The sequence below is a fragment of the Rhizobium sp. 2MFCol3.1 genome (assembly GCF_000377565.1).
In the GTDB taxonomy this organism is placed as follows: Bacteria; Pseudomonadota; Alphaproteobacteria; order Rhizobiales; family Rhizobiaceae; genus Rhizobium.
On record NZ_KB898364.1, the window covers coordinates 112,670 to 133,254 of the forward strand.

General features: G+C 61.8%; 21 protein-coding genes. 4 read left to right on the forward strand and 17 right to left on the reverse strand.

Annotated features, from left to right (window positions below; genetic code table 11):
* Positions 1–39 precede the first annotated feature (39 nt).
* The 4 genes from D460_RS0121375 to D460_RS0121390 form a co-directional block, all read right to left on the reverse strand.
* Positions 40–1,125, reverse strand: coding sequence for an ABC transporter ATP-binding protein (locus D460_RS0121375; protein ID WP_018900635.1), 1,086 nt, complete (start codon positions 1,123–1,125; stop codon positions 40–42).
* Between the two features lie 3 nt (positions 1,126–1,128).
* Positions 1,129–2,055 carry a carbohydrate ABC transporter permease gene (locus tag D460_RS0121380; RefSeq protein WP_026283375.1) on the reverse strand — a complete coding sequence of 309 codons (927 nt, stop codon included), beginning with the start codon at positions 2,053–2,055 and terminating at the stop codon, positions 1,129–1,131.
* A 4-nt stretch (positions 2,056–2,059) separates the two neighbouring features.
* Positions 2,060–2,965, reverse strand: a complete 906-nt coding sequence (locus tag D460_RS0121385) for a sugar ABC transporter permease (protein ID WP_018900637.1) — start codon at positions 2,963–2,965, stop codon at positions 2,060–2,062.
* 219 nt (positions 2,966–3,184) lie between these two features.
* Positions 3,185–4,420, reverse strand: coding sequence for an ABC transporter substrate-binding protein (locus D460_RS0121390; RefSeq protein WP_018900638.1), 1,236 nt, complete (start codon positions 4,418–4,420; stop codon positions 3,185–3,187).
* Positions 4,421–4,873: 453 nt separating this feature from the next.
* Here D460_RS0121390 and D460_RS0121395 point away from each other — a divergent pair, with 453 nt between their 5' ends.
* Positions 4,874–5,914, forward strand: a complete 1,041-nt coding sequence (locus D460_RS0121395) for a LacI family transcriptional regulator (RefSeq protein ID WP_018900639.1) — start codon at positions 4,874–4,876, stop codon at positions 5,912–5,914.
* Positions 5,915–5,940: 26 nt separating this feature from the next.
* Positions 5,941–6,498, forward strand: a complete 558-nt coding sequence (locus D460_RS0121400) for a cysteine hydrolase family protein (RefSeq protein ID WP_018900640.1) — start codon at positions 5,941–5,943, stop codon at positions 6,496–6,498.
* A gap of 73 nt (positions 6,499–6,571) precedes the next feature.
* Here the strand turns inward: D460_RS0121400 and gndA are convergent, their stop codons facing one another.
* Positions 6,572–8,002: an NADP-dependent phosphogluconate dehydrogenase gene (gene gndA, locus D460_RS0121405; RefSeq protein WP_018900641.1), complete on the reverse strand. Its 1,431-nt coding sequence runs from the start codon at positions 8,000–8,002 to the stop codon at positions 6,572–6,574.
* A 229-nt stretch (positions 8,003–8,231) separates the two neighbouring features.
* Here gndA and D460_RS0121410 point away from each other — a divergent pair, with 229 nt between their 5' ends.
* Positions 8,232–8,630: an SRPBCC family protein gene (locus D460_RS0121410; protein ID WP_018900642.1), complete on the forward strand. Its 399-nt coding sequence runs from the start codon at positions 8,232–8,234 to the stop codon at positions 8,628–8,630.
* A gap of 9 nt (positions 8,631–8,639) precedes the next feature.
* Positions 8,640–8,993: a VOC family protein gene (locus D460_RS0121415; protein ID WP_018900643.1), complete on the forward strand. Its 354-nt coding sequence runs from the start codon at positions 8,640–8,642 to the stop codon at positions 8,991–8,993.
* Here the strand turns inward: D460_RS0121415 and D460_RS0121420 are convergent, their stop codons facing one another.
* The 12 genes from D460_RS0121420 to cobA all read right to left on the reverse strand — a co-directional run bounded on the left by D460_RS0121420 (position 8,994) and on the right by cobA (position 20,583).
* Entirely contained in the window at positions 8,994–9,728 is a 735-nt protein-coding gene (locus D460_RS0121420) for a PAS domain-containing protein (protein ID WP_037111805.1), read from the reverse strand.
* A gap of 170 nt (positions 9,729–9,898) precedes the next feature.
* On the reverse strand, positions 9,899–10,831 hold the full coding sequence (locus tag D460_RS0121425; protein WP_018900645.1) for a lipid A biosynthesis lauroyl acyltransferase: 933 nt from the start codon (positions 10,829–10,831) through the stop codon (positions 9,899–9,901).
* Positions 10,832–10,835: 4 nt separating this feature from the next.
* Entirely contained in the window at positions 10,836–11,864 is a 1,029-nt protein-coding gene (locus tag D460_RS0121430; protein WP_018900646.1) for a zinc-binding dehydrogenase, read from the reverse strand.
* Positions 11,865–11,984: 120 nt separating this feature from the next.
* Positions 11,985–13,271 (reverse strand): beta-ketoacyl-ACP synthase, encoded by a 1,287-nt coding sequence (locus D460_RS0121435; RefSeq protein ID WP_018900647.1) that lies wholly within the window; start codon positions 13,269–13,271, stop codon positions 11,985–11,987.
* An 11-nt stretch (positions 13,272–13,282) separates the two neighbouring features.
* Positions 13,283–14,479, reverse strand: a complete 1,197-nt coding sequence (locus D460_RS0121440; protein ID WP_018900648.1) for a beta-ketoacyl-ACP synthase — start codon at positions 14,477–14,479, stop codon at positions 13,283–13,285.
* Complete coding sequence (locus tag D460_RS0121445; protein WP_026283376.1) at positions 14,476–14,958, reverse strand: 3-hydroxyacyl-ACP dehydratase FabZ family protein; 483 nt, start codon at positions 14,956–14,958, stop codon at positions 14,476–14,478. The genes D460_RS0121440 and D460_RS0121445 overlap by 4 nt, the downstream gene beginning before the upstream one ends.
* Before the next feature lie 222 nt (positions 14,959–15,180).
* Positions 15,181–15,459 carry an acyl carrier protein gene (locus D460_RS0121450; protein ID WP_018900650.1) on the reverse strand — a complete coding sequence of 93 codons (279 nt, stop codon included), beginning with the start codon at positions 15,457–15,459 and terminating at the stop codon, positions 15,181–15,183.
* 432 nt (positions 15,460–15,891) lie between these two features.
* Positions 15,892–16,320: a L,D-transpeptidase gene (locus tag D460_RS0121455; RefSeq protein WP_026283377.1), complete on the reverse strand. Its 429-nt coding sequence runs from the start codon at positions 16,318–16,320 to the stop codon at positions 15,892–15,894.
* A gap of 108 nt (positions 16,321–16,428) precedes the next feature.
* Positions 16,429–17,409, reverse strand: a complete 981-nt coding sequence (cbiB, locus tag D460_RS0121460; protein ID WP_018900652.1) for an adenosylcobinamide-phosphate synthase CbiB — start codon at positions 17,407–17,409, stop codon at positions 16,429–16,431.
* Complete coding sequence (cobD, locus tag D460_RS0121465; RefSeq protein ID WP_018900653.1) at positions 17,406–18,407, reverse strand: threonine-phosphate decarboxylase CobD; 1,002 nt, start codon at positions 18,405–18,407, stop codon at positions 17,406–17,408. Before cobD ends, cbiB begins: the two co-directional genes overlap by 4 nt.
* Positions 18,404–19,744 carry a cobyrinate a,c-diamide synthase gene (locus D460_RS0121470; RefSeq protein ID WP_018900654.1) on the reverse strand — a complete coding sequence of 447 codons (1,341 nt, stop codon included), beginning with the start codon at positions 19,742–19,744 and terminating at the stop codon, positions 18,404–18,406. The genes cobD and D460_RS0121470 overlap by 4 nt, the downstream gene beginning before the upstream one ends.
* Positions 19,741–20,583: a uroporphyrinogen-III C-methyltransferase gene (cobA, locus tag D460_RS0121475; protein ID WP_026283378.1), complete on the reverse strand. Its 843-nt coding sequence runs from the start codon at positions 20,581–20,583 to the stop codon at positions 19,741–19,743. The genes D460_RS0121470 and cobA overlap by 4 nt, the downstream gene beginning before the upstream one ends.
* Positions 20,584–20,585 lie beyond the last annotated feature (2 nt).

A 20,585-nucleotide genomic window follows, 5' to 3' on the forward strand; every position in this document is an offset into this window, starting at 1 on the left:
CGGAACCGCTTGGGACGGCCCCGCCCGCAGCGTAGTCGTCTAAAGGCGCAGTTCCGTCTCGGCGTCGAAGATCGACGCCAGCGACATATCGAAGCCGAGCTTGACCTGTGAGCCCGGGCTGAAGCGGCGGGCGCCGTTGATGCGCACCGACATCGTATGTCCGGCATGCTTCAGCCAGAGCAGGTTGTCGGCGCCCATCGGCTCCTCGATATCGACGGTCGCGTCGTGAACCTCGGCGCCGAGGTTCTCGTTGACCTTGATATGCTCCGGCCGCACGCCGAGCGTCACCTTCCGGCCCGCCTGCAGCGGCCCGCTCGCCTCATAGGCATCGACATTGAAATCGACACCGTTCGCGGTGAACACGGTGGCGTCGCCCCGCTTGGCGATCTCGCCGCGAAGGAAGTTCATCGACGGCGACCCGATGAAGCCGGCAACGAACAGGCTGCGCGGCTTGTTGTAGATCGTCGTCGGATCGGCAAGCTGCTGAATCTCGCCGTTCTTCATGATCGCGATGCGGTCGGCGAGCGTCAGGGCCTCGATCTGGTCGTGCGTCACGTAGATCATCGTGTTCTTCAGCGACTGGTGCAGCCGCTTGATCTCGACGCGCAGCTCCGAACGCAGCTTGGCGTCGAGGTTGGAGAGCGGCTCGTCGAACAGGAACACGTCGACATCGCGCACCAATGCACGACCGATCGCCACGCGTTGGCGCTGGCCGCCGGAAAGCTCGGCCGGCTTGCGCTTCAGGAGCGGCTGGATCTGCAGGATTTCGGACGCGCGGGCCACGCGCTTGTCGATATCGGATTGCGGGATCTTGGCGACCTGCAGGCCGAAGGAGAGGTTCTTCTCCACCGTCATCTGCGGATAGAGCGCGTAGGACTGGAACACCATGCCGATGCCGCGGTCCTTGGGCTCTTCCCAGGTGACGTTCCGGCCCTTGATGTGGATCTGTCCCTCGCTGATGTCGAGCAGGCCGGCAATGCAGTTGAGCAGGGTCGACTTGCCGCAGCCGGACGAGCCGAGCAGCACCAGGAACTCGCCGTCATTGATCTCGAGGTTGAGATCCTTGAGCACGCTGACGGCGCCGAAGTTCAGCGAAAGGTCTTTGATGGAAACGCTTGAATTCATGGATCAGCCTTTCACTGCGCCGGCGGCGATACCGCGGACGAACAGACGTCCCGACACGAAATACACGATGAGCGGCACCAGACCCGTGAGGATGGTTGCGGCCATGTTGACGTTGTATTCCTTCACGCCCTGGACGGAATTGACGATGTTGTTGAGCTGCACGGTCATCGGATAGTATTCCGGCCGGGTGAAGACGACGCCGAACAGGAAGTCGTTCCAGATGCCGGTGACCTGCAGGATCATGGCGACGACGAAGATCGGCAGCGACATCGGCACCATGATCTTCAGGAAGATCTGCCAGAAACCGGCGCCATCGACGCGGGCGGCCTTGAACAGCTCCTGCGGCAGCGATGCGAAATAGTTGCGGAAGAGCAGCGTCAGGATCGGCATGCCGAAGATCGAATGCACGATGATCAGGCCCGTGAGCGTGCCGTAGATTCCCATTTCACGCAGCACGATAACAATCGGATAGATCATCACCTGGTAGGGAATGAACGCGCCGATGACGAGGATCGAGAAGAACAGTTCCGATCCCTTGAAGCGCCAGTTGGCGAGCGCATAGCCGTTGACCGAGGCAATCGCGATCGAGACGATCACGGATGGCACGGTGATCCTCACCGAGTTCCAGAAGCCGCGCGAGAGACCGTCGCAGTTGAGGCCCGTGCAGGCCGTGGCCCAGGCTTTGACCCACGGCTCGAAGGTGATTTCCATCGGCGGCGAGAAGATGTTGCCCATGCGGATTTCGGGCATCCCCTTCAGCGACGTGACGATCATCACGTAGAGCGGCAGCAGGTAGTAGGCGGCGGCGACGAACAGCGTGCCGTAGAGCATGATGTTGCGCGGCGAAAGCACCCGCTTCGGCTTCTTGCCGTTCGGTCCGTCGAAGGACTTGACCGGTGCCAGTGCGACGTCTGCCGTCTTGAGAGCGATGGTATCAGGCACGTTTACGCCCTCCCCCGAATTCCAGATAAGCCCATGGAATGATGATGATCGCGACCGTGATCAGCATCATGGTCGAGGCGGCGAAGCCCTGCCCCAGGTTCTGCGCCTGGAACATGTAGTCGTAGACATACTTGGCCGGCACTTCCGACGAGATGCCGGGTCCGCCCGACGTCTGCGCCACCACGAGGTCGTAGACCTTGACGATGCCGGAGGCGATGATGACGAGCGTGGTGATGAAGACGGGACGCATCATCGGGATGACGATGAAGAGATAGGTCTTCCACATCGGAATGCCGTCGACGCGCGAGGCCTTCCAGATGTCCTCGTCGATCCCGCGCAGGCCGGCGAGCATCAGGCACATCACAAGGCCCGTCCCCTGCCAGAGTGCTGCGATCAGCACGCCGTAGATGACAATGCTCGGCGTATAGAGCGGATCGAAGGTGAAGCTCGTCCAGCCGAGCGAACGCACCACCGACTGCACGCCGAACTCGGGATTGAGCACCCACTGCCAGACAAGGCCGGTGACGATGAAGGACAGCGCGAAGGGATAGAGAAAGATCGTCCGGAACGCATTCTCGAACCGGATCTTCTGATCCATCAGGGCGGCCAGCGTAAAGCCGATCACCAGGCTGAAGATCAGGGAAAAGATGCCGTAAAGGGCGAGATTCTCGATGGACACGATCCATCGCGGCGCGGCCCAGAGCCGCTTGTATTGGTCGAAACCAACGAAGCTCATCCTTGGCAGGAGCTTCGAGTTGGTGAAGGAATAGAACACCGTCCAGACCGTACCGCCGAGAAAGATGACCAGGGCGGTAAGGATCATTGGGATGGATGCAATTTTGGAATTCAGATTGCGCAGCAACTGATTTGGCCGGCCGGCTTTCGCTGGACCCGTCATTGTGTTTCCTCCTGACACGCACTTGCTTTTTTGACCGAGAGCAGCGGCCGATGCCGGACACCGCTCCCGTCTCTTGCCCCGGATGGTTCCGGCCGCATCCTCCGCAGCCGGAAATCATCGGGAAAGCACTGCCACGAGCCCGCCGCCACCGGCGGTTAGGGCAAATCCGGCTCCCCGTTCCTGGGCGGAAAGCCGGATCGCGGCAGTACGAGCAGACGATCAGTCGGCGGAGCCGATGATTTCGGCAAAGCGCTTCTGCGCCGCCTCAGGCGTCATCGAGGCATTGGCGAAGAACTCCGAGAAGAGGTCTTCCTTCTGCTTCTGGCTGTCGGCCGAAAGCAACTGGTCGGTGCCTTCGACGATGTTGCCCTTCTTCAGGATCTCGAGACCCTTCTTCATGCAGTCGTTGGCAGCCTCGAGATCGACATCACCGCGAACCGGCAGCGAGCCCTTCTTGAGGTTGAAGGCGACCTGGGTCTTCGGATCGAGCAGCGTCTTGGCGAGAACATCCTGCGCCTTAGACTTGGCTTCGTCCTTGAGCAGCGGGAAGTAGAACGCATCACCACCGGTGGAGATGATTTCGTTCACGCCCAGCCCCGGAAGGCAGGTGTAGTCGGTACCGGCCTTCTGACCGGCGAGAGCGAATTCGCCCTGCGCCCAGTCACCCATGATCTGGCCGCCGGCCTTGCCGGTGATGACCAGATTGGTTGCCTGGTTCCAATCCTGGACGTTGCTGCCCTTGGACATCTTGCGGGCGTCGTCTGCAGCCTTGAAGACCTTGGCGATCTCGGGACCGGCAGCCACGTCGGCGTCCTTGTCCTTGAATACCTTGTTGAACGTGTCCTTGCCGGCGATCGCCACCATCAGCGTGTCGAAAGCGCCTGCTGCCTGCCACGGCTGACCGCCGACGGCGAGCGGCACGATACCGACCTTTTCGAGAGCCGGAGCGGCGGCGACGAATTCATCCCAGTTCTTCGGCACGTCAACGCCGGCCTTCTTGAAGGCGGCGTTCGAGAGCCACAGCCACTGCCAGGAGTGGATGTTGACGGGGGCGCAATAGATCTTGCCGTCGATCGTGCAGCTGTCGAGCAGGCTTGCCGGACGGATGATGTCCTTCCAGTGCTCGGCGGTCGCGACATCGGTCAGGTCGCGCATCAGACCAGCCTGAACGAGTTCTTCCGCCTGACGGCCGTGGTTGAACTGGGTGGCGCCCATCGGATCGCCGCCGGTGATGCGGCTGACCATGATCGGACGCGCCGTGCCGCCGGAACCGGCGATGGCACCGTCAACCCACTTATTGCCGGTCGCGTCGAATGCCTTGGCGAGTTCGGCCACCGCAGCGGCTTCGCCGCCCGAGGTCCACCAGTGCGTGACTTCGAGATCGGTGGCGTGTGCCGCACCAAGCGGCAGGGCGACGGATGCGCACAGCGCTGCCGCCATCAAACGAATATTCATGAGTTCTCCTCCCTCACTGAAACGTTGCCGGAAAAACTTAGTTCAATCGATATTGCCGCGCAACAGCCACCCCTTAAAATTTTCTTTCAGGCCATGCTTTGCTACCTTTGCCTGCTGAAACAACGCCATTCCCGCAAGCCGGTGCAAAGGCGTGGCGCACCCATGTGCAAGTGCAAATCGCTTCTATATATCTGTTTTTATGTCTTTTATTCGACTGGTATCATGACGTAATTTCTCATTATCGTTCGCAGGTGCAAAAATTTCGCGCAAAAACCACCGATTCAACCATTGGGCGCATACGCGACAGAACCATCGCAAAAATCGCTCGACAATTTCACTGTAACGTTACAGATTTTAAGGCCCGTGGGAGGGAACGGCATTTGTGTATTCAGGCTTACAGCACTGCGAAAAGCATCTATAAGCGAACCAAATCGCGTAGGACGGCCTAGAGGGATGAAAAACAAAGCGAATTTCGGGACGACGGTGACCGAGGCATCTCGGGAGAGACCGACACTGAAGACGATTGCCTTCATGACCGGCCTCGGCATCACCACTGTGTCGCGCGCGTTGAAGGATGCACCCGACATCGGCGCGGAGACCAAGGAACGCGTGCGGATGGTGGCAAGCCAGCTCGGCTATCAGCCGAACCGCGCCGGCGTGCGCCTCAGAACCGGCAAGACAAACGTCATTGCGCTCGTTCTGAGCATAGATGAGGAGATCATGGGCTTCTCGAGCCAGCTGGTCTTCGGCATCTCGGAGGTCCTGACCGGCACGCCCTACCACATCGTCGTCACGCCGCATTCGCACAGCAAGGACCCGATGCTGCCGGTGCGCTACATCCTGGAGACAGGCTCGGCCGATGGCGTCATCATCTCCCGCATCGAGCCAGATGATCCGCGTGTGCGCCTGCTCAGCGAGCGCAACATGCCGTTCGCCACGCATGGACGCACCGACGCCGGGCTGATGCACCCGTTCCACGACTTCGACAATGAAGCCTTCGCCCACCAGGCCGTCGAGAAGCTGGTCGCGCGCGGTCGCAAGCGCATCGCCCTCCTCCAGCCTCCAAGCAAGCTAACCTATTACACGCACACGCGTATCGGCTTCCAGACCGGCCTGCATGACTACGGCGCCGAGGAAGTGCCGCTGCGCGTCACCATCGACACGCCGCTGGACGATATCCGCAACGCCGTCGAGACCATGATGCGCTCCAGCAACGCACCTGACGGCATCGTCTGTCTCGCCGGCAGCGCCGCCATCGCCGTCAACGCCGGCATCGAAGCCGCCGGCAAGCGCCTCGGCCACGATGTCGACATGGCCTCGAAGGAATCGGCGCCGATCCTCAACTGGATCCGCCCGGAGATCATCACCGCCTATGAAGACGTCCGCCACGCCGGCCGCGAAATGGCCAAGGCCGTCATCGCCCGCATCGACGGCGTCGAGCCGGAGCTGCTGCAGAGCGTCAGCCAGCCGGTCTGGACACGACCGGGCAGCTGAGGGAAGTCAACAAGGAAAGACAACGCATGACCAAGGCTCTCCTCATCATCGATGTGCAGAACGCCATCGTTGCGGGCAAAGGCACGCCCGAACGGCAGCCATTAATCGACGCCGCGCTTGATGAGACCGTCGCCCGCCTCGCGGCGCTCCGGGAACGCGCATGGCATAGCGGCGTCCCCGTCGTCCTCGTACAGCACGACGGCGATCCGGGCCATCGCCTCGCGATCGGCACGCAAGGCTGGGAAATCAGGCAGGAACTCGCGCCTGGCAGCGGCGACACCGTCGTTCACAAGAAGAGCGCCGACTCTTTCTTCGAGACTGATTTGACCGAGCGGCTGACGGAGCGCTCCGTGACCCATCTCGTCGTCGGCGGCTGCATGTCGCAGTTCTGCGTCGACACCACGGTGCGCCGCGCCGTCTCGCTTGGCTACAACGTCACCCTTATCGCCGACGGCCACACGACCGCCGATTCGGGCTCATTGACCTTCGCCGAGATCGTCTCCCACCATAACGAGACGTTGGATGATTTCGATGCCGGGTCCGCGCTGGCGATCGTTCGCGCCGCCGCCGAAATCCAGTTCTGAACCAGTTCAACTGGCCTAAACGCAAAACAGCCGGGCAAATGGCCCGGCTGTTGTCATTTTCAGAAAGCGAACCTTAGAAGGTCGCCGCACCGCTGCCCCATGGGCCGTGGTGGAAGTCCTTGCCGTCGAGGCGATCGAAGCCGTGGGCGCCGAAGAAGTCGCGCTGCGCCTGGATCAGGTTGGCAGTGCCGCGGCCCTGGCGGTAGGCGTCGAAGTAGGTGAGAGCCGAAGTGAGCGCCGGAACCGGCAGGCCGGCCTGCAGGGCAGCGCCGACAACGCGACGAAGCGCCGGCAGCGATTCCTTGACCATATCCGCGAAAGCAGGCGTCACGATCAGGTTGGCGACGTCAGGCGCCTTGGTGAAGGCCGAGGTGATTTCGTCGAGGAACTGCGAGCGGATGATGCAGCCATCGCGCCAGATCTTGGCAATAGTTGGCATCGGCAGCGACCACTTAAACTCGCGCGAGGCTTCCGCCATCACCGCGAAGCCCTGAGCGTAAGCGCCGATCTTGGCGGCGAACAGAGCCAGTTCCAGATCCTTGACCAGCTCGGGACCGTAAGCGACCGGGAAGTTGTATTCCGGCTTGCCGAAGATCTTCTCGGCGGCTTCGCGCTCGGTCTTCATCGACGACAGGCTGCGGGCGGCAACGGCCGCTTCGATCGCCGTTGCCGGGATGCCCATGTTCTGCGCTTCGATCGCCGACCATTTGCCGGTGCCCTTCTGGCCAGCCTTGTCGAGGATCATGTCGACCATCGCACCGCCGGAGATCGGATCGGTGGCGGCCAGAACCTTCTCGGAGATCTCGATCAGGTAGGAGTTCAGGCGGCCCTTGTTCCAGTCGCCGAAGATGCCGGAGATGTCCTTGGCGCTCTTGCCGAGACCGTCGCGCAGCACGCCGTAGATTTCGGCGATCATCTGCATGTCGGCATATTCGATGCCGTTGTGGATCGTCTTGACGAAGTGACCGGCGCCGTCATTGCCGAGCCAGGCAACGCAAGGGTCGCCCTTGTACTTGGCAGCGATCGAGGTCAGCACCGGCTCGACGCGCTTCCAGCTGTCTTCCGTGCCGCCGACCATGATCGACGGGCCGTGACGCGCACCTTCCTCACCACCGGAAACACCCATGCCGATAAAGGTCAGGTCGGTGTCCTTGAGGCGATCGAAGCGGGCGATCGTGTCGCGGAAATTGGCGTTGCCGGCATCGATCATGATGTCGCCCTTGGAGAGATGCGGACGCAGCAGCTCCATCTGCTGATCGACAGGCTCGCCGGCCTTGATCATGATGATGATCGGGCGCGGCGGGCGGATCGCCTCGACGAATTCCTCGATCGTCTTGCACGGAATGATCTGCTTCTTCAGATCGCCGGCGCTCTCGTAAAACTCGTCCGTCTTGTCGGGCGTCCGGTTGAACACCGCAATCTTGTTGCCCTTTTCCGCGATGTTCAGAGCGAGGTTGGAACCCATGACCGCAAGGCCGATCAGCCCGATTTCTGCCTTTTCCACGATAACTCTCCGGTTAGTCAAATTGGACGGGTGTTGTGGCACTCTCTGGCTCATACGGCAAGTTCGATTCGCCTCGGATCGGTCGCGTATTGCGTCCGGCGCCAAGTGAACCATATTGCCAACGAGGCCCTGATGTGGGCGGTTTTGGTGCCGTTGGCACCCAAGCGGCAGTGATGCACCGTAAATATGCGACGTTAAGCCGCCCGCGAAAATGAAGGAGGAGAACCCCGTGGCAACCATGCCTGCAAGAATCATTCATCGGTCCATCGAGCGGAACTTGCGCGACGTCTGGGCTTTTGCCGGCGCGCCTGAAAACATGCCGCTCTGGGCATCGGGCCTCGCATCCGGCCTCGAAAAAAGCGGCGACGACTGGATCGCCAAGGGCGTCCTCGGCACCGTTCGCGTCAGCTTCGCGCCACACAACGAATTCGGCGTTCTCGACCACACCGTCACGATCGCAAACGGCTTGCGGGTCTACAATGCGCTGAGGATCATCCCGAACGGCGACGGCTGCGAGGTGATGTTCACTTTGCTGCGGCTACCGGATATGACCGACGAGCAGTTCGAGGCCGACGCGGCGCATGTCGCGCGCGATCTGGAAGCGCTGAAGAAGCTGATGGAAATCTAGGAAGCACCGATGACATCTACGAAAACCGAGCTTCGCATCGACTATGTCGAGTTCAACGTCGCCGATATCGAGCGCTCCAAGGCCTTCTACGGCAAGGCGTTCGGCTGGCGCTTCACCGATTACGGCCCCAATTACTGCGAATTCGACGATGGACGTCTGAAAGGCGGCTTCACCAATCTTGAGGCACCCCGCCCCGGCGGCCCGCTCGTCATTCTTTACGCCGATGACCTTGAGGCGGCGCTACGATCCGTCGAAGACGCGGGCGGCAAGATCGTTCGCCCGATCTTCGGATTCCCGGGCGGCAGCCGCTTTCACTTCGCAGATCCCGATGGATACGAACTGGCGGTGTGGACGAAGGCCTGATCAGGCGGCGAGGTTAGCCGCCGACGATGAAGATCCGGCATCCTGCGAGACAACAAGTGCGCCGATGATGTAGCCGGACGAATCGCGCAGCGGCGACATGCGATACCGTGTTCTCTGTACGACGTTTTCCTCGCGCCGTTCATAGGTCTGGTCGCATGATTCGCCCGAGAAACATGCGTCGAGCATGCCCTTGACGCAGTCCACGAACCGCGCTTCCCCGAGAACATCCTTCACATGCCGCCCGACCATCTCGAATGGCTTGCGCTTGGCGTAAGCGGAGCTCGCGGCATTGGCGTAGAGGTAGCGGTAGTCCTTGGTCAGGACCGCAACGCGGTCCGGCAGGGCTTCGAGGATGGCCGAATTCAGGAAATTGCCATTGTCGGTATTGGGCACATAGGCAGCAGGCGCGGTTACCCGTTCGCGGTCCATGCGCTCAAGCGGCGGCATCTGCCAGCGCGGAACGGTCGAACCGAGATACTGCTCCATCATATAGGCAAGCAGCTTGACATGCTCGCGCACGGATTCGCTGTCTTCGGCATACTGATCGATCAGGCAGCCGACAAACTGCATCTGCATATGCGCGTAGAACAGATTGGTAGCGCGGTAGCCAAGAATCGTCTCGATCAGCGCGTCGATGGAGCCGTCGAGGCTGCTCACCCGCGCATCATCACCGAGCCGTATGGCCTCGTCAATTTGCGAACACCGCAACGAGAACGCCTGAAAAAGCCCGAGCACGACACCTCCCATGCCGATTTCCGTGAGGGAATTGCTTTAACACCAAGGATCGCCACGGCATCTTTACCGTTCATAATCCTTCCTGTCAGAAATCGGTAACATGACGCCACTTCATGTTCAATGACGAAGAGACCTTGTTTTTCAATGACAAGATGTAGTGGGACGTCCCACTACATGATTTGGCGCTTGATTTCCCACCGGTCGTGATACCAGAGCCACTGCTCAGGATACTCGCGCACCCAGCTTTCGACCTTGTCGTTCAACAGCTGCGCCGTACCGACCATATCGAGGTTGCCGTTCGCATCGCGCGGCAACTCGACCTTAGGCTCGATTTCCAGCCGGTAGCGATTGCCGGGCAGGCGGATGCAGCGGGCCGGATAGACCTCGCAGTTGAACTGACGCACCAGCTTTCCAAGCAACGGATTGGTCTTCACCGGCAGGCCGAAGAATTCGGTCTTCAGGCCACGGCCGAACTTCTGGTCGACGAGCACGCCAACCCCCTGCTCCGCTTCCAGCTGGCGCGCGAGCGCAAACGACGATCCGGCATGCGACGGCACCAGCTTGCCCATGCGGGCACTGCGGAAGTCGAACACCTTCTGCGCCACGTAGGGATTGTTCGGCGGACGGAAGAGGACGCTGACGTAGAGGCCGAAGGCGGCACCAGCCACCGGCAGCAGCTCGAAATTGCCGGTATGGCCGGTAAAGACGATGAAGGGACGCGGGTTTTCCAGGAGATCGAGGAAGATCGGGATCCCCGACACTTCTACCCTGCCCGGCTCGCTCTTCTCAGGATCGAAATCGAACAGCCGGTCAAGAAACACGTACTCCGCCGCAAGCCGGCCCATATTGGCCCAGCTGCCAAGCGCGATCTGGTTGATCTCCTCTTCGCTCTTTTCGGGAAAGGCGTTGCGGAGATTGGCAAGTATAAGCTTGTGGCGCTTCATCTTCGGGCCGATCTTGCGCATCAGCCAGTCGATGAAATTGATCGCCCCGTCGGCCGGGAAGATCTTCAGGAAGTTCAGGAAGCCGAACATCACCTGCGCGATCAGCCACTGGCGAAAATGGTCCAGTTTCAGGACGATCCGGGTGATGAACAGCTCCAAGGGATCAATCCATCTTCAGGATGATCTTGCCGAAGATCTGGCGCGATTCCATGCGCTCCAGCGCCCGGTCGATGTCGTCGAAACCGACTTCGGTATCGATGACGGGATGCACGAGGCCACGGCCCATCTTCTGCATGGCGTCGGCCATGTTCTCCATGCGGCAACCGAAGGAGCCGAGCAGCTTCAGCTGCTGCTGGAACAACATCATAAGGTTCATGTCGGTGGAGACGCCCGATGTCGAGCCGCAGGTAACGAGACGCCCGCCGCGCTTCAGGCAGAGCATCGAGCCCGCCCAGGTATCCTTGCCCACATGTTCGAAGACGACGTCGACGCCCTTCTTCTTGGTGAGCTTGCGCACCACGCCCTCGAAGCGGTCCGTGCGATAGTTGATGACGTGATCGGCGCCGAGCGCCTTGGCCTTCTCGATCTTGTCGTCGGAACCAACGGTGGTGATGACGGTGCAGCCGATCTTCTTGGCAAGCTGGATCGCCGCCGTGCCGATACCGGACCCGCCGGCATGCACGAGGATCGTTTCGCCCGGCTCAAGCTTGGCGTTGTCGAACAGCATGTGCTCGACGGTGCCGAAAGTAACCGGTGCGACGGCCGCGCCAACGGCATCGACGCCGGGAGGTGCCGGAACGAGCAAGCGAGCCGGAAGATTGACCTTCTCCTGCGCGAAACCGTCAAGATGGAAACCGTGAACGCCCGAGACATGTTCGCAAAGATTGTCGCGACCCTCGCGGCACGGACGGCAGAGACCGCAGGTGCGCGCGCCATAGACGGCGACCAGCTGGCCCGGAAGCACGTTGGAGACGCCCGGCCCGATCGCCTCGACGACACCGGATGCTTCCGCGCCGATGACGAGCGGCATCTTGCGCTTGGCAAACGCCATGCCGCGCCAGCCCCAAACGTCGATATGGTTGAGCGCGACCGCCTTGACGCGCAGCGTCACTTCGCCGGCGCCGGGCGCATCGGGTTCAGGCAGATCGGTGATCTCGAGCTTGCGGTCGTCGATCAGTTGCAGAGCGCGCATGGCAAAATCCTTCGCGGTCGCACCAGCCGGACGGCCGATGCGCGGTTTATGTTTGCTGTTGCGTCCCGCAGGCCCTTGCCGGGCGCGGCCGCAACAATGGAATTTATGGTCGCAAACCGCTTAAGCCGGTTCCAGCGCCATGACAAGGCTGGCGTTCTGGCCGCCGAAGCCGAAGGAGTTGGAAAGCACGGCGTTGACCTGCGCATCCCGCTTCACATTCGGCACCACGTCGAGAACGATCGCCGGATCCGGGTTGGTGTAGTTGATGGTCGGCGGCAGCGTGCCGGTGCGCATCGTCTGCAGCGAGAACACGGCTTCGACGGCACCGGCAGCCGTCAGCGTATGGCCGATCATCGACTTGTTGGATGACAGCGGGATGGAGGCCATGCGGTCGCCGAAGACAGCGAGCATCGAGCCATATTCCATCTTGTCGTTCTCGGGCGTCGAAGTGCCATGAGCGTTGATGTAGCCGATATCGCCTTCATCCATGCCGGCATCGGCAAGTGCCGCGCGGATCGTCGCGATCGCCGGGCCGCCATCCGGCGAGGACCGGGTGCGGTGGAAGCTGTCGGCCTTTTCGCCGGCGCCCTTCATGATGCCCAGCACCTTGGCGCCACGCGCGATCGCCGATTCCAGCGATTCCAGCACCAGCGTCGCGGCACCTTCGGCGATGACGAAGCCGTCGCGATCCTTGCTGAAGGGCTTGGAGGCCTTGGTCGGGTTGTCGTTCTGCGTCGACAGGGCCGAGAGCAGAGAGAAGCGGATCAGCGCTTCGGCGCTGACCGAGCCGTCGGTCGCAACGGCAAGCGCCCGGTTTGTGCGGCCCTGGCGGATCGCCTCGATGCCGAGCTGGATCGCGGTCGCGCCCGAAGCACAGGCCGTCGACAACGTCACCGGAAGACCGCGCGTACCGAAACGATCGGCCAGACGCTCCGAGATGGCGCCGAACAACGCAGCCTCATGGAAGGCCGGATCGGGACGCTGGCGCATCGCGGTCAGGAAGCGGTCGTAGGCATCACCCGGCTGCGAGGGCGGCGGCGAACGATCGCCGAGTTCGAAGCGGGCAATCCATTCCGGCTCGATCGGAGGTGCTGCCAGAAACAGCGGACCGTTGAAATCGCCTGCGATGTCGGCATCGGCCAGTGCCTCGATCGTCGTCTCGCGTGCGAATGCATAGGAACGCTCGACGGCGTTCGGTGCCGGAACGTCGATGAAATCGACTGTGCCGGCGATCCGCGTCGAAAGACCGTCCGTCGGAAAACGATTGATGTCGTGGATACCGGATTTGCCCGATATCAGCGCCGACCAGTTGTCCTTGAGGCCCTGCCCCAGCGAGGTCATGATGCCGACGCCGGTAACAGCCACGATCGGGCGGCCGAGATGATCCTTGTAAGCTTGATCCGTCATGTGCCTGCTCCTCACGCGTCCGCCGACAGAACGGCGACGCCTTCGCCACGCTGATGCCCGACCGTCGTGACGACAGCGGCCTTCGTGCCTGAACTCATGGATTTTTCATGTGCGCCGTCGAATGCCGGCACCTTGGCCTCGCCGTCGATGGCAAGGGCGGCCAGCGCCAGCCCGAGGGTGAAGTGCGCCTCCAGCCCATGGCCGGTCACGCCGCCGAAGCCGCGGATGGCAGCGCCCGGCAGCTGATGCTCCAGAACAGCCTTCTCACGCGACGCGAGCTCGGGCATGCCGGAAGAACCGGAGAAGATCGCCGTGCTTTCGGCCGGCAGGCCCCGGGCGGGTTCAAGCAGCCGCTCAAGGCGCTTTTCGAGATTGCCGGCGCCGCGATTGCCGCGATCCCCCTCGATGGACGAGATCGTCGAATAAATATGGGCGCCGCGCGCTTCGGCATGCGCCCGCGATTCGAGCACCAGGAAGGCGCCGAGCGAACCGCTCGTGATGCCGCCGTCCTTGCGCGACCACAAAGGCTGCCATTCGCCGCGCGAATGCGAGCCGATCGCCTCGAACAGCAGAACCATGTCGAGACGCTCGGCCGAAAACGCGCCGCCAACCAGCGCATGCGAGGATTCGCCTGACTTGATGCGGTAGAAGGCCGTCTCGACGGCGGAAATACCGGCCGATTCCTCACCCATGAAGGTGCGCGACGAGCCGGTGACCTTGTGAACGATCGAGATATTGCCGGCGAGCAGGTTGGAGAGCTGCGCCAGGAAGAGCGTCGGGCGAAGCTCGGTCGTGAGCTTCTCGTTGAGCAGCACTTCGCGGTCGTTGCGCTTCAGGCCTTCATCGACGATCAGCGTGTCGACATTGATGTCGCGCTCGCCGCCACCGGCCGCCACGATCATGTCCATCGTGCCGCAGGCTTCGACATTGTCCTTGAGGCCGGCGTCGTCGAGCGCAAGGCCCGCCGCGAACACGCCGATGCGCTGCCAGTTTTCCATCTGTCGCTGATCGCCGCGCTTGGCGATCTGCAGTGACCAGTCCACTTCGGGCAGCGGATGGATCGGATAGGGCTTGAACTTCTCGGTCTCGACAACAGTCTTCGGCGCTTCGGCGGCGTTGAGCAACGCGATATGCGGCTCCTTGCCGACGCCCTGACAGGTTACGATACCTACGCCCGTGATGACGACATCATTCTGAGCCTTGCTCATCCATTCACTCCCTGCGCAGCGATTGCATCCATCAGGCCGATTTCACTGGCGCGTTTCTTGACGATGTCACCGAGCGGAATTTCGCTGAAAGGCATGGTGCGCAGCTTCAGCTGCGCGTCGCAAACCTTCTTGCCGCCACTGGTGATCTTGGCCTTGGTGACCGCGAAGCCCGAACCGTCGTGCTCCAGAAACGCCTCGATATCGAGGACCGCTTCCGGCTCGACGAAGGTGCGCATCTTCGCACCGTCGACCGACATCAGGAACGGCATGGCCGCGAAATCGGTCGCCGCCAGCACCAGCATACCGGATGCCTGCGCCATGGTTTCAATGAGAAGCACGCCCGGGACAAGGGGCATGCCGGGAAAATGACCTTCGAACACCGGGCTCTTCGCCGGCACGACGGAGCGTGCCTTGAGTGTCTTGGTCTGAAGGTCGACCGCCTCGACGCGATCGATCATCTGGAAGTATTCCAGGAGCATCGGATCCTCCGGCCGCACAGGCAACATGCCGTCGGCTAGAGCGCCGTGCATCCGAATGGACGCACAAAGGACGCTCTATCATTTTTTAATCGACAGGACCAAGCATTGCGAAAATCGGAGCCGATTTCGCAAAGCGCGACCCTGTGGGCCTACTTAGTAACAAAACCGCCCGGCCGCCATGGTGAATGGCGACAGGGCGGAGAAAAAAATTGTGCGTATCGATCAGGCCTTGGCGGCGCGCAGTTCGTCGATCTTGGCGCAGAGGTTCTTCAGAACAAAGTACTCCGACGTAGAGACCTTGCCCTCGTTGACTTCCTGCGTCCACTTTTCGAGCGGGATCTTGATGCCGAATTCCTTGTCGATGGCGAAAACGATATCGAGGAAGTCGAGGCTGTCGATACCGAGGTCGTCGATCGTATGGCTTTCCGGCGTGATCGTATCACGATCGATCTCGCTGGTTTCTGCAATGATGTCGGCAACTTTATCGAATGTAGCGGTCACGCCTGTACCTCTTGGAAATGATAGTTTTCCCCCTCATAGGCAAATCCATTTCAAAAGCCAATGCTTTCGTCCAGCCCGAGGTGCAATTTGCGCAGGCACTGTTGCTCAAACAGCATGCACTCAAAGGCAGCCGGCAACCGTTTCCGCGACGTTTCGCCTCGCCAAGAGCCTTTCCTGGTTAGCTTGAAGCATTCTGCCGGAGCAGGTTTTCGTCAGGGCAAAGGCGATTGGCGAAGGGCATACCCCAGGTACGGTCGAGCCGATCGCCTTTGATCCTGGCGGAAAGATGCCCGGCCCTTCGGGTTGCCTGAAACGGGCCGCCTGATCGTCCGGCCGGCTTGGCCGTATGCGTGGGCTACGACACGCGCCAGCCGGACGACCATCCGACTCCGTTTGAGGCAACAGAATGCTTCAATCTAACCAGGAAAGGCTCTAGTTCGTGACGACAACCCGCGTATTGGCCAAGCCCGCCTGCCGCGTCATGTCGAAAAACTGCGCCGCATTGTTGGGATGCAGGCGAATGCATCCATGCGATGCCGGGCGGCCGAGACGCTTGAGATCGAAGGTCGCATGCACGGCATAGCCACCATTGAAGAACACCGCGTATGGCATCGGCGCATCGTCGTATTTCTTCGAGCGATGGTCACGCGACAGCCACTTGGCGCTCCAGGAACCGACAGGTGTCCTGTAACCGGAGCGCGCCGTCGAAACCTTCCAGCGGTATTTGACGAAGCCGTTCTCGGTGACCGTCATGGTTTGCGAGCTGATGCTGATCTTCGCGATCAAGGTCGAGGCCTCGGCAGCAACGGCCGATAACTGCAGCAATACGATCGCCGCAGCTCCTGCAAGTATAGTTCTCATCGTCCCCTCGTTCATTCTGCATGAATACAGTTGAACAAGACTACGCCGGGAGACGTTACATCCGCTTAAGGAGAATGGTAATCAACATGATAACAGTATCGCGCTGATCTATAGAAGAAACAGGAAGATCACCAGAGCGACAAAGGCGAGAACCGAGCAGCTGGCATAGAAGACGGAGACCGCGCTCTCGATATCCTCGATGACAGCGGTCTCTCTTCCTCCGCCATTGATCATCGGCTCCATCACCACGACACCGGAATAGACGCGAGGTCCAGCGAGCTGCACGTTGAGCGCGCCAGCCATCGCCGCTTCCGGGCGGCCAGAATTCGGCGAGCGATGCATGCCGCCGTCGCGCATCGCGATTTTGAACGCCTCGCGGCAAGCATCGCCGCCGCGTCGTAGCCACGCACCCGCCGCGATCAGCGCGATCGACAGCCGCGCCGCCGGCCAGTTGGCGAGATCATCGAGCCTCGCCGACGCCCAGCCGAAATCAACATAGCGCTCCGACTTGTGACCGATCATCGAATCCGCCGTGTTCAGCATCTTGTAGGCAAGCAGACCCGGCAGACCGAACACCAGGTACCAAAGTGCCGGCGCGACGACGCCATCGGAGAAATTCTCCGCAAGGCTCTCGATCGCCGCCCGGCAGACGGCCGGCTCGTCAAGTGTTTCCGGATCGCGCCCGACGATCATCGACACGGCCTTTCGCCCACCATCGAGGCCGCCCTGCCGAAGACCGGTGGCAACCGCCTCGACGTGATCGGCAAGGCTCTTCTGCGCCAGGAACACTGTGACGCAGAGAACTTCAAGCAGGATGCCCGCAAGCCCGAACAGCGCGAAGAACAGATGCAGCGCGACACCAGCAGCGACGGCGATCAGAAGCAGGGCTGCGATGACGAGCATGCCGTTGCGCCGGCGGCTCTTGCCTGGCAGTTCCGTCCGGTTGAACAGCGTCTCCATCCGCGAGATCGCCTTGCCGAAGAGCACGATCGGGTGCGGCAGCCGCGCCCACAGCACATCCGGATCGCCAACGATCCTGTCGAGCATCAGAGCAAGCACCAGCACGAGAAGATTCAGTTCAAAAATCATCGATTGAAGCTCATCAGGGCATCGGCGAGCCTGAGGTCGCCAGTGGTATCCGGGGTCACGCCGAAGCGCAGCCAGGAAGGGGCATAATCGAACTTGCGGACCAGAATGTGGTGCACGCACAGATGTGCCTGCAACGCATCCGCCGCCTCGTCTTCGACCAGCGAGAAAAGCGCGGTCCCGCCACGAATGCGAAGCCCGCCCTTGCTCAGAACCTCACGCATCGCCTCGCTGCGCTGATCGATCGCGCGTCTGAGCGGCTCGGTATCCGTGCGCAGCAGGGAAGCAGCGATCGACAGCGCCGGCCCGGAAACGGCCCAGGGGCCGAGCAGGCTCTCGAACCGATCGACAAGCTCCCGCGCCGCGATCACGAAGCCAAGCCGCAGCCCGGCAAGCCCGAAAAACTTGCCGAAGGAGCGAAAGACGATGAGATTGGCGTGATCCGCGACATGACCGACGACGCTGGCCTCGGGCACGGTGTCGCCGAACGCTTCATCGACCACGAGAAGCCCTCCCCGCGCCGCCAACCCACGCGCAAGATCAAGCAGCACCTCGGGCTGGTAGATCCGGCCATCGGGATTGTTCGGATTGACGATGACGACAAGCGCGTGATGGTCGCCGACCTCGTCGATCCCATCAAGCCGATCGACAGCCGCTCCGGCCATCACGAAGGCCCGCTCATATTCACCGTAGGTCGGCCCGAGAACCGCGACGCGCCCCCCCGCCGCAATCAGTCGCGGCAGAAGCTGGATGACCGATTGAGTGCCGGGCACCGGCAACGGCAGGCTGACGCCGCTCCTGTAATAATCCCGCGCCGCCTCGCGCGCCTCGTGGACGAGATGCTGATCCGGCAACCGGTGCCAGGCGCGCATGGGGATATCAGGCAGGACCGCCGGAAACGGGCTGATACCGGTGGAAAGGTCGAGCCAATCTTCCGGCTTGCCGCCATAAAAGGCCGCGGCGGCCGTTATGCCGCCACCATGAATGATCGGGGCATTCATCGTGCCGGTCCGCCCGCGCTACCCGCCGGTCCGCTCACCTGCGCCGCCACATCGATCAGATGCATATAGGACCCGGCCACCTGCCAGCGCTGCAGTCCGGCCGTGCCGAGATCGTTGTTCAATGCGTCGGTCACCTTGAAAAGCCGGTCCGCCTCGCCTTCCGAAACCACCGACGAATAGTGAAACTCGTGCGCCGTCATCGGCTGCGTGAAGAACGAGCCGTTGATCGGATAGACGCGCCGATAGCCGAGATGGCGCCTGCGTTCCTCATAGCTGGTAACCAGCGGCAAAAGCCCGAGCATCTCGTGGCGTTCGCCGCTGGCATCCACCAGCCCGTCGCCCATCACCATATAACCGCCGCACTCCCCGTAGATCCGCACCCCGCCTTCGGCCGCCTGGCGCATGCTCTCGCGAAAGGTTGACGCGGCCGCGATTCGTCCGGCGTGCAGCTCCGGGTAGCCGCCGGGGAGATAGATGGCGTCGGCGGTGCGCTCCGGCGGCTCGTCGGCAAGCGGCGAGAAAAACGAGATATCGGCGCCGCGCCGCCGCCAGCCGAGCAGCATGTGCTCGTAGCAGAAGGCAAAGGCGATATCGCGCGCAACCGCGATCCGGCTGCCGAGCGGCGGCAGGCGATCGATATTGGCCGTCGAGGGACGTGCGAAACCCTGTCTGGCGACACGCATAAGAAAGTCGAAATTGCAGTTCTGCGAGACCGCCTGCGCCGCATGCTCGACGAATTTCTCCAGCGCCTCATGCTCGCCGGCCTGCACCAGACCGAGATGCCGCTCCGGCAGCGCGATCTCGGCGTCACGGCGCACGACCGCGATCACAGGCATGCGGCTCGCCTCGAGCGCCTGGCGCAGCATCATTTCATGCCGATCACCGCCAACCTTGTTCAAGATGACGCCGGCAATCCGGACATCGGCGCGAAAGCCCGCAAAGCCGGCCACAAGTGCCGCGACGGACTGGGACATATGTGACGCATCGACCACCAGCACGACGGAAAGCCCAAGCATCGCCGCCAGATCCGCCGCCGTACCCTTGCCGTCGGCCGCCCCGTCGAAGAGGCCCATCATCGCCTCGATGACAAGCAGCCGGTCGCCGGAGCGATGCAGCGTCGCATTGGCAGCGATCAGCTCGGGGCGCATCGCCCAGGGATCGAAATTGAGGCAGGCGACGCCGCTCGCAGCGGCATGAAAGGCCGGATCGATATAGTCAGGCCCCGCCTTGCCAGGCGCGACCTCCACCCCGCGCTTGCGAAGCGCCCTGAGGAGCCCAAGCGTCACCGTCGTCTTTCCCGACCCGGAGGACGGGGCTGCAATCAACAGACCACTCATGCCGTCTCCTTACTGCCGGACCTCCGGAACGGATCGGGATGCAACCGTCGTCCGGCCAGCGCACCCAGCCAATCGAGAGAACCACGCAACCGCACCACCTCACCGACCACCACGATCGCCGGCGGCTCGATACCCGACGTCAGCGCCGCGGCCGGCGCCTCGCCGAGCGTTGTTTCCAGCACCTGCTGCGCGCTCGTCGACGCGTTACAGACGAAGGCGACCGGCTCGTTGCGCGAGCGCCCCGCGGCAATCAGGTTGGCACTGATCTCGGCAATATGCTTCATCGCCATATACATGACGATGACGGGCGAGCCCTTGCCTATAGCATCCCAGTTTATCGCGTCCGGCACCAGCCCCGATGAATTGTGGCCGGTCAAAAACGTCACCGCATGATTGATGTCGCGGTGGGTAACGGGGATGCCCGCATAGGCAAGCCCGCCGATCCCCGCCGAGATGCCCGGCACGATGCGAAACGGCACGTTATACTCGACCAGCGTCAGCGCCTCTTCGCCGCCACGCCCGAAGACGAATGGATCTCCGCCCTTCAGCCTGAGAACGCGATTTCCCGCCTGCGCGAGTTCGACGAGGCGAAGCGAGATATCGCGCTGTTTGGCCGACGGCTTGCCGCCACGCTTGCCGGCATATTCGAGAACGGCGCCCGGTCGCGCCAGCTTCAGGCACTCGGCATCGACCAATGCATCATGCACGATGACATCGGCTTCCATCAGCCCCTTGACGGCAAGCAACGTCAAAAGACCCGGATCGCCGGGCCCCGCGCCCACGAGCCAGGCACTGCCGGGATCCATCGCCGGGAGGTGAGAAAGTACCGTTTCGATCATGA

Coding starts and splice junctions, on each gene's coding strand:
- D460_RS0121375 (WP_018900635.1), bottom strand. CDS start 1,125: ATGAATTCAAGCGTTTCCATCAAAGACCTTTCGCTGAACTTCGGCGCC.
- D460_RS0121385 (WP_018900637.1), bottom strand. CDS start 2,965: ATGACGGGTCCAGCGAAAGCCGGCCGGCCAAATCAGTTGCTGCGCAAT.
- D460_RS0121390 (WP_018900638.1), bottom strand. CDS start 4,420: ATGAATATTCGTTTGATGGCGGCAGCGCTGTGCGCATCCGTCGCCCTG.
- D460_RS0121395 (WP_018900639.1), top strand. CDS start 4,874: ATGAAAAACAAAGCGAATTTCGGGACGACGGTGACCGAGGCATCTCGG.
- D460_RS0121400 (WP_018900640.1), top strand. CDS start 5,941: ATGACCAAGGCTCTCCTCATCATCGATGTGCAGAACGCCATCGTTGCG.
- D460_RS0121415 (WP_018900643.1), top strand. CDS start 8,640: ATGACATCTACGAAAACCGAGCTTCGCATCGACTATGTCGAGTTCAAC.
- D460_RS0121430 (WP_018900646.1), bottom strand. CDS start 11,864: ATGCGCGCTCTGCAACTGATCGACGACCGCAAGCTCGAGATCACCGAT.
- D460_RS0121435 (WP_018900647.1), bottom strand. CDS start 13,271: ATGACGGATCAAGCTTACAAGGATCATCTCGGCCGCCCGATCGTGGCT.
- D460_RS0121440 (WP_018900648.1), bottom strand. CDS start 14,479: ATGAGCAAGGCTCAGAATGATGTCGTCATCACGGGCGTAGGTATCGTA.
- D460_RS0121445 (WP_026283376.1), bottom strand. CDS start 14,958: ATGCTCCTGGAATACTTCCAGATGATCGATCGCGTCGAGGCGGTCGAC.
- D460_RS0121455 (WP_026283377.1), bottom strand. CDS start 16,320: ATGAGAACTATACTTGCAGGAGCTGCGGCGATCGTATTGCTGCAGTTA.
- cbiB (WP_018900652.1), bottom strand. CDS start 17,409: ATGATTTTTGAACTGAATCTTCTCGTGCTGGTGCTTGCTCTGATGCTC.
- cobD (WP_018900653.1), bottom strand. CDS start 18,407: ATGAATGCCCCGATCATTCATGGTGGCGGCATAACGGCCGCCGCGGCC.
- D460_RS0121470 (WP_018900654.1), bottom strand. CDS start 19,744: ATGAGTGGTCTGTTGATTGCAGCCCCGTCCTCCGGGTCGGGAAAGACG.
- cobA (WP_026283378.1), bottom strand. CDS start 20,583: ATGATCGAAACGGTACTTTCTCACCTCCCGGCGATGGATCCCGGCAGT.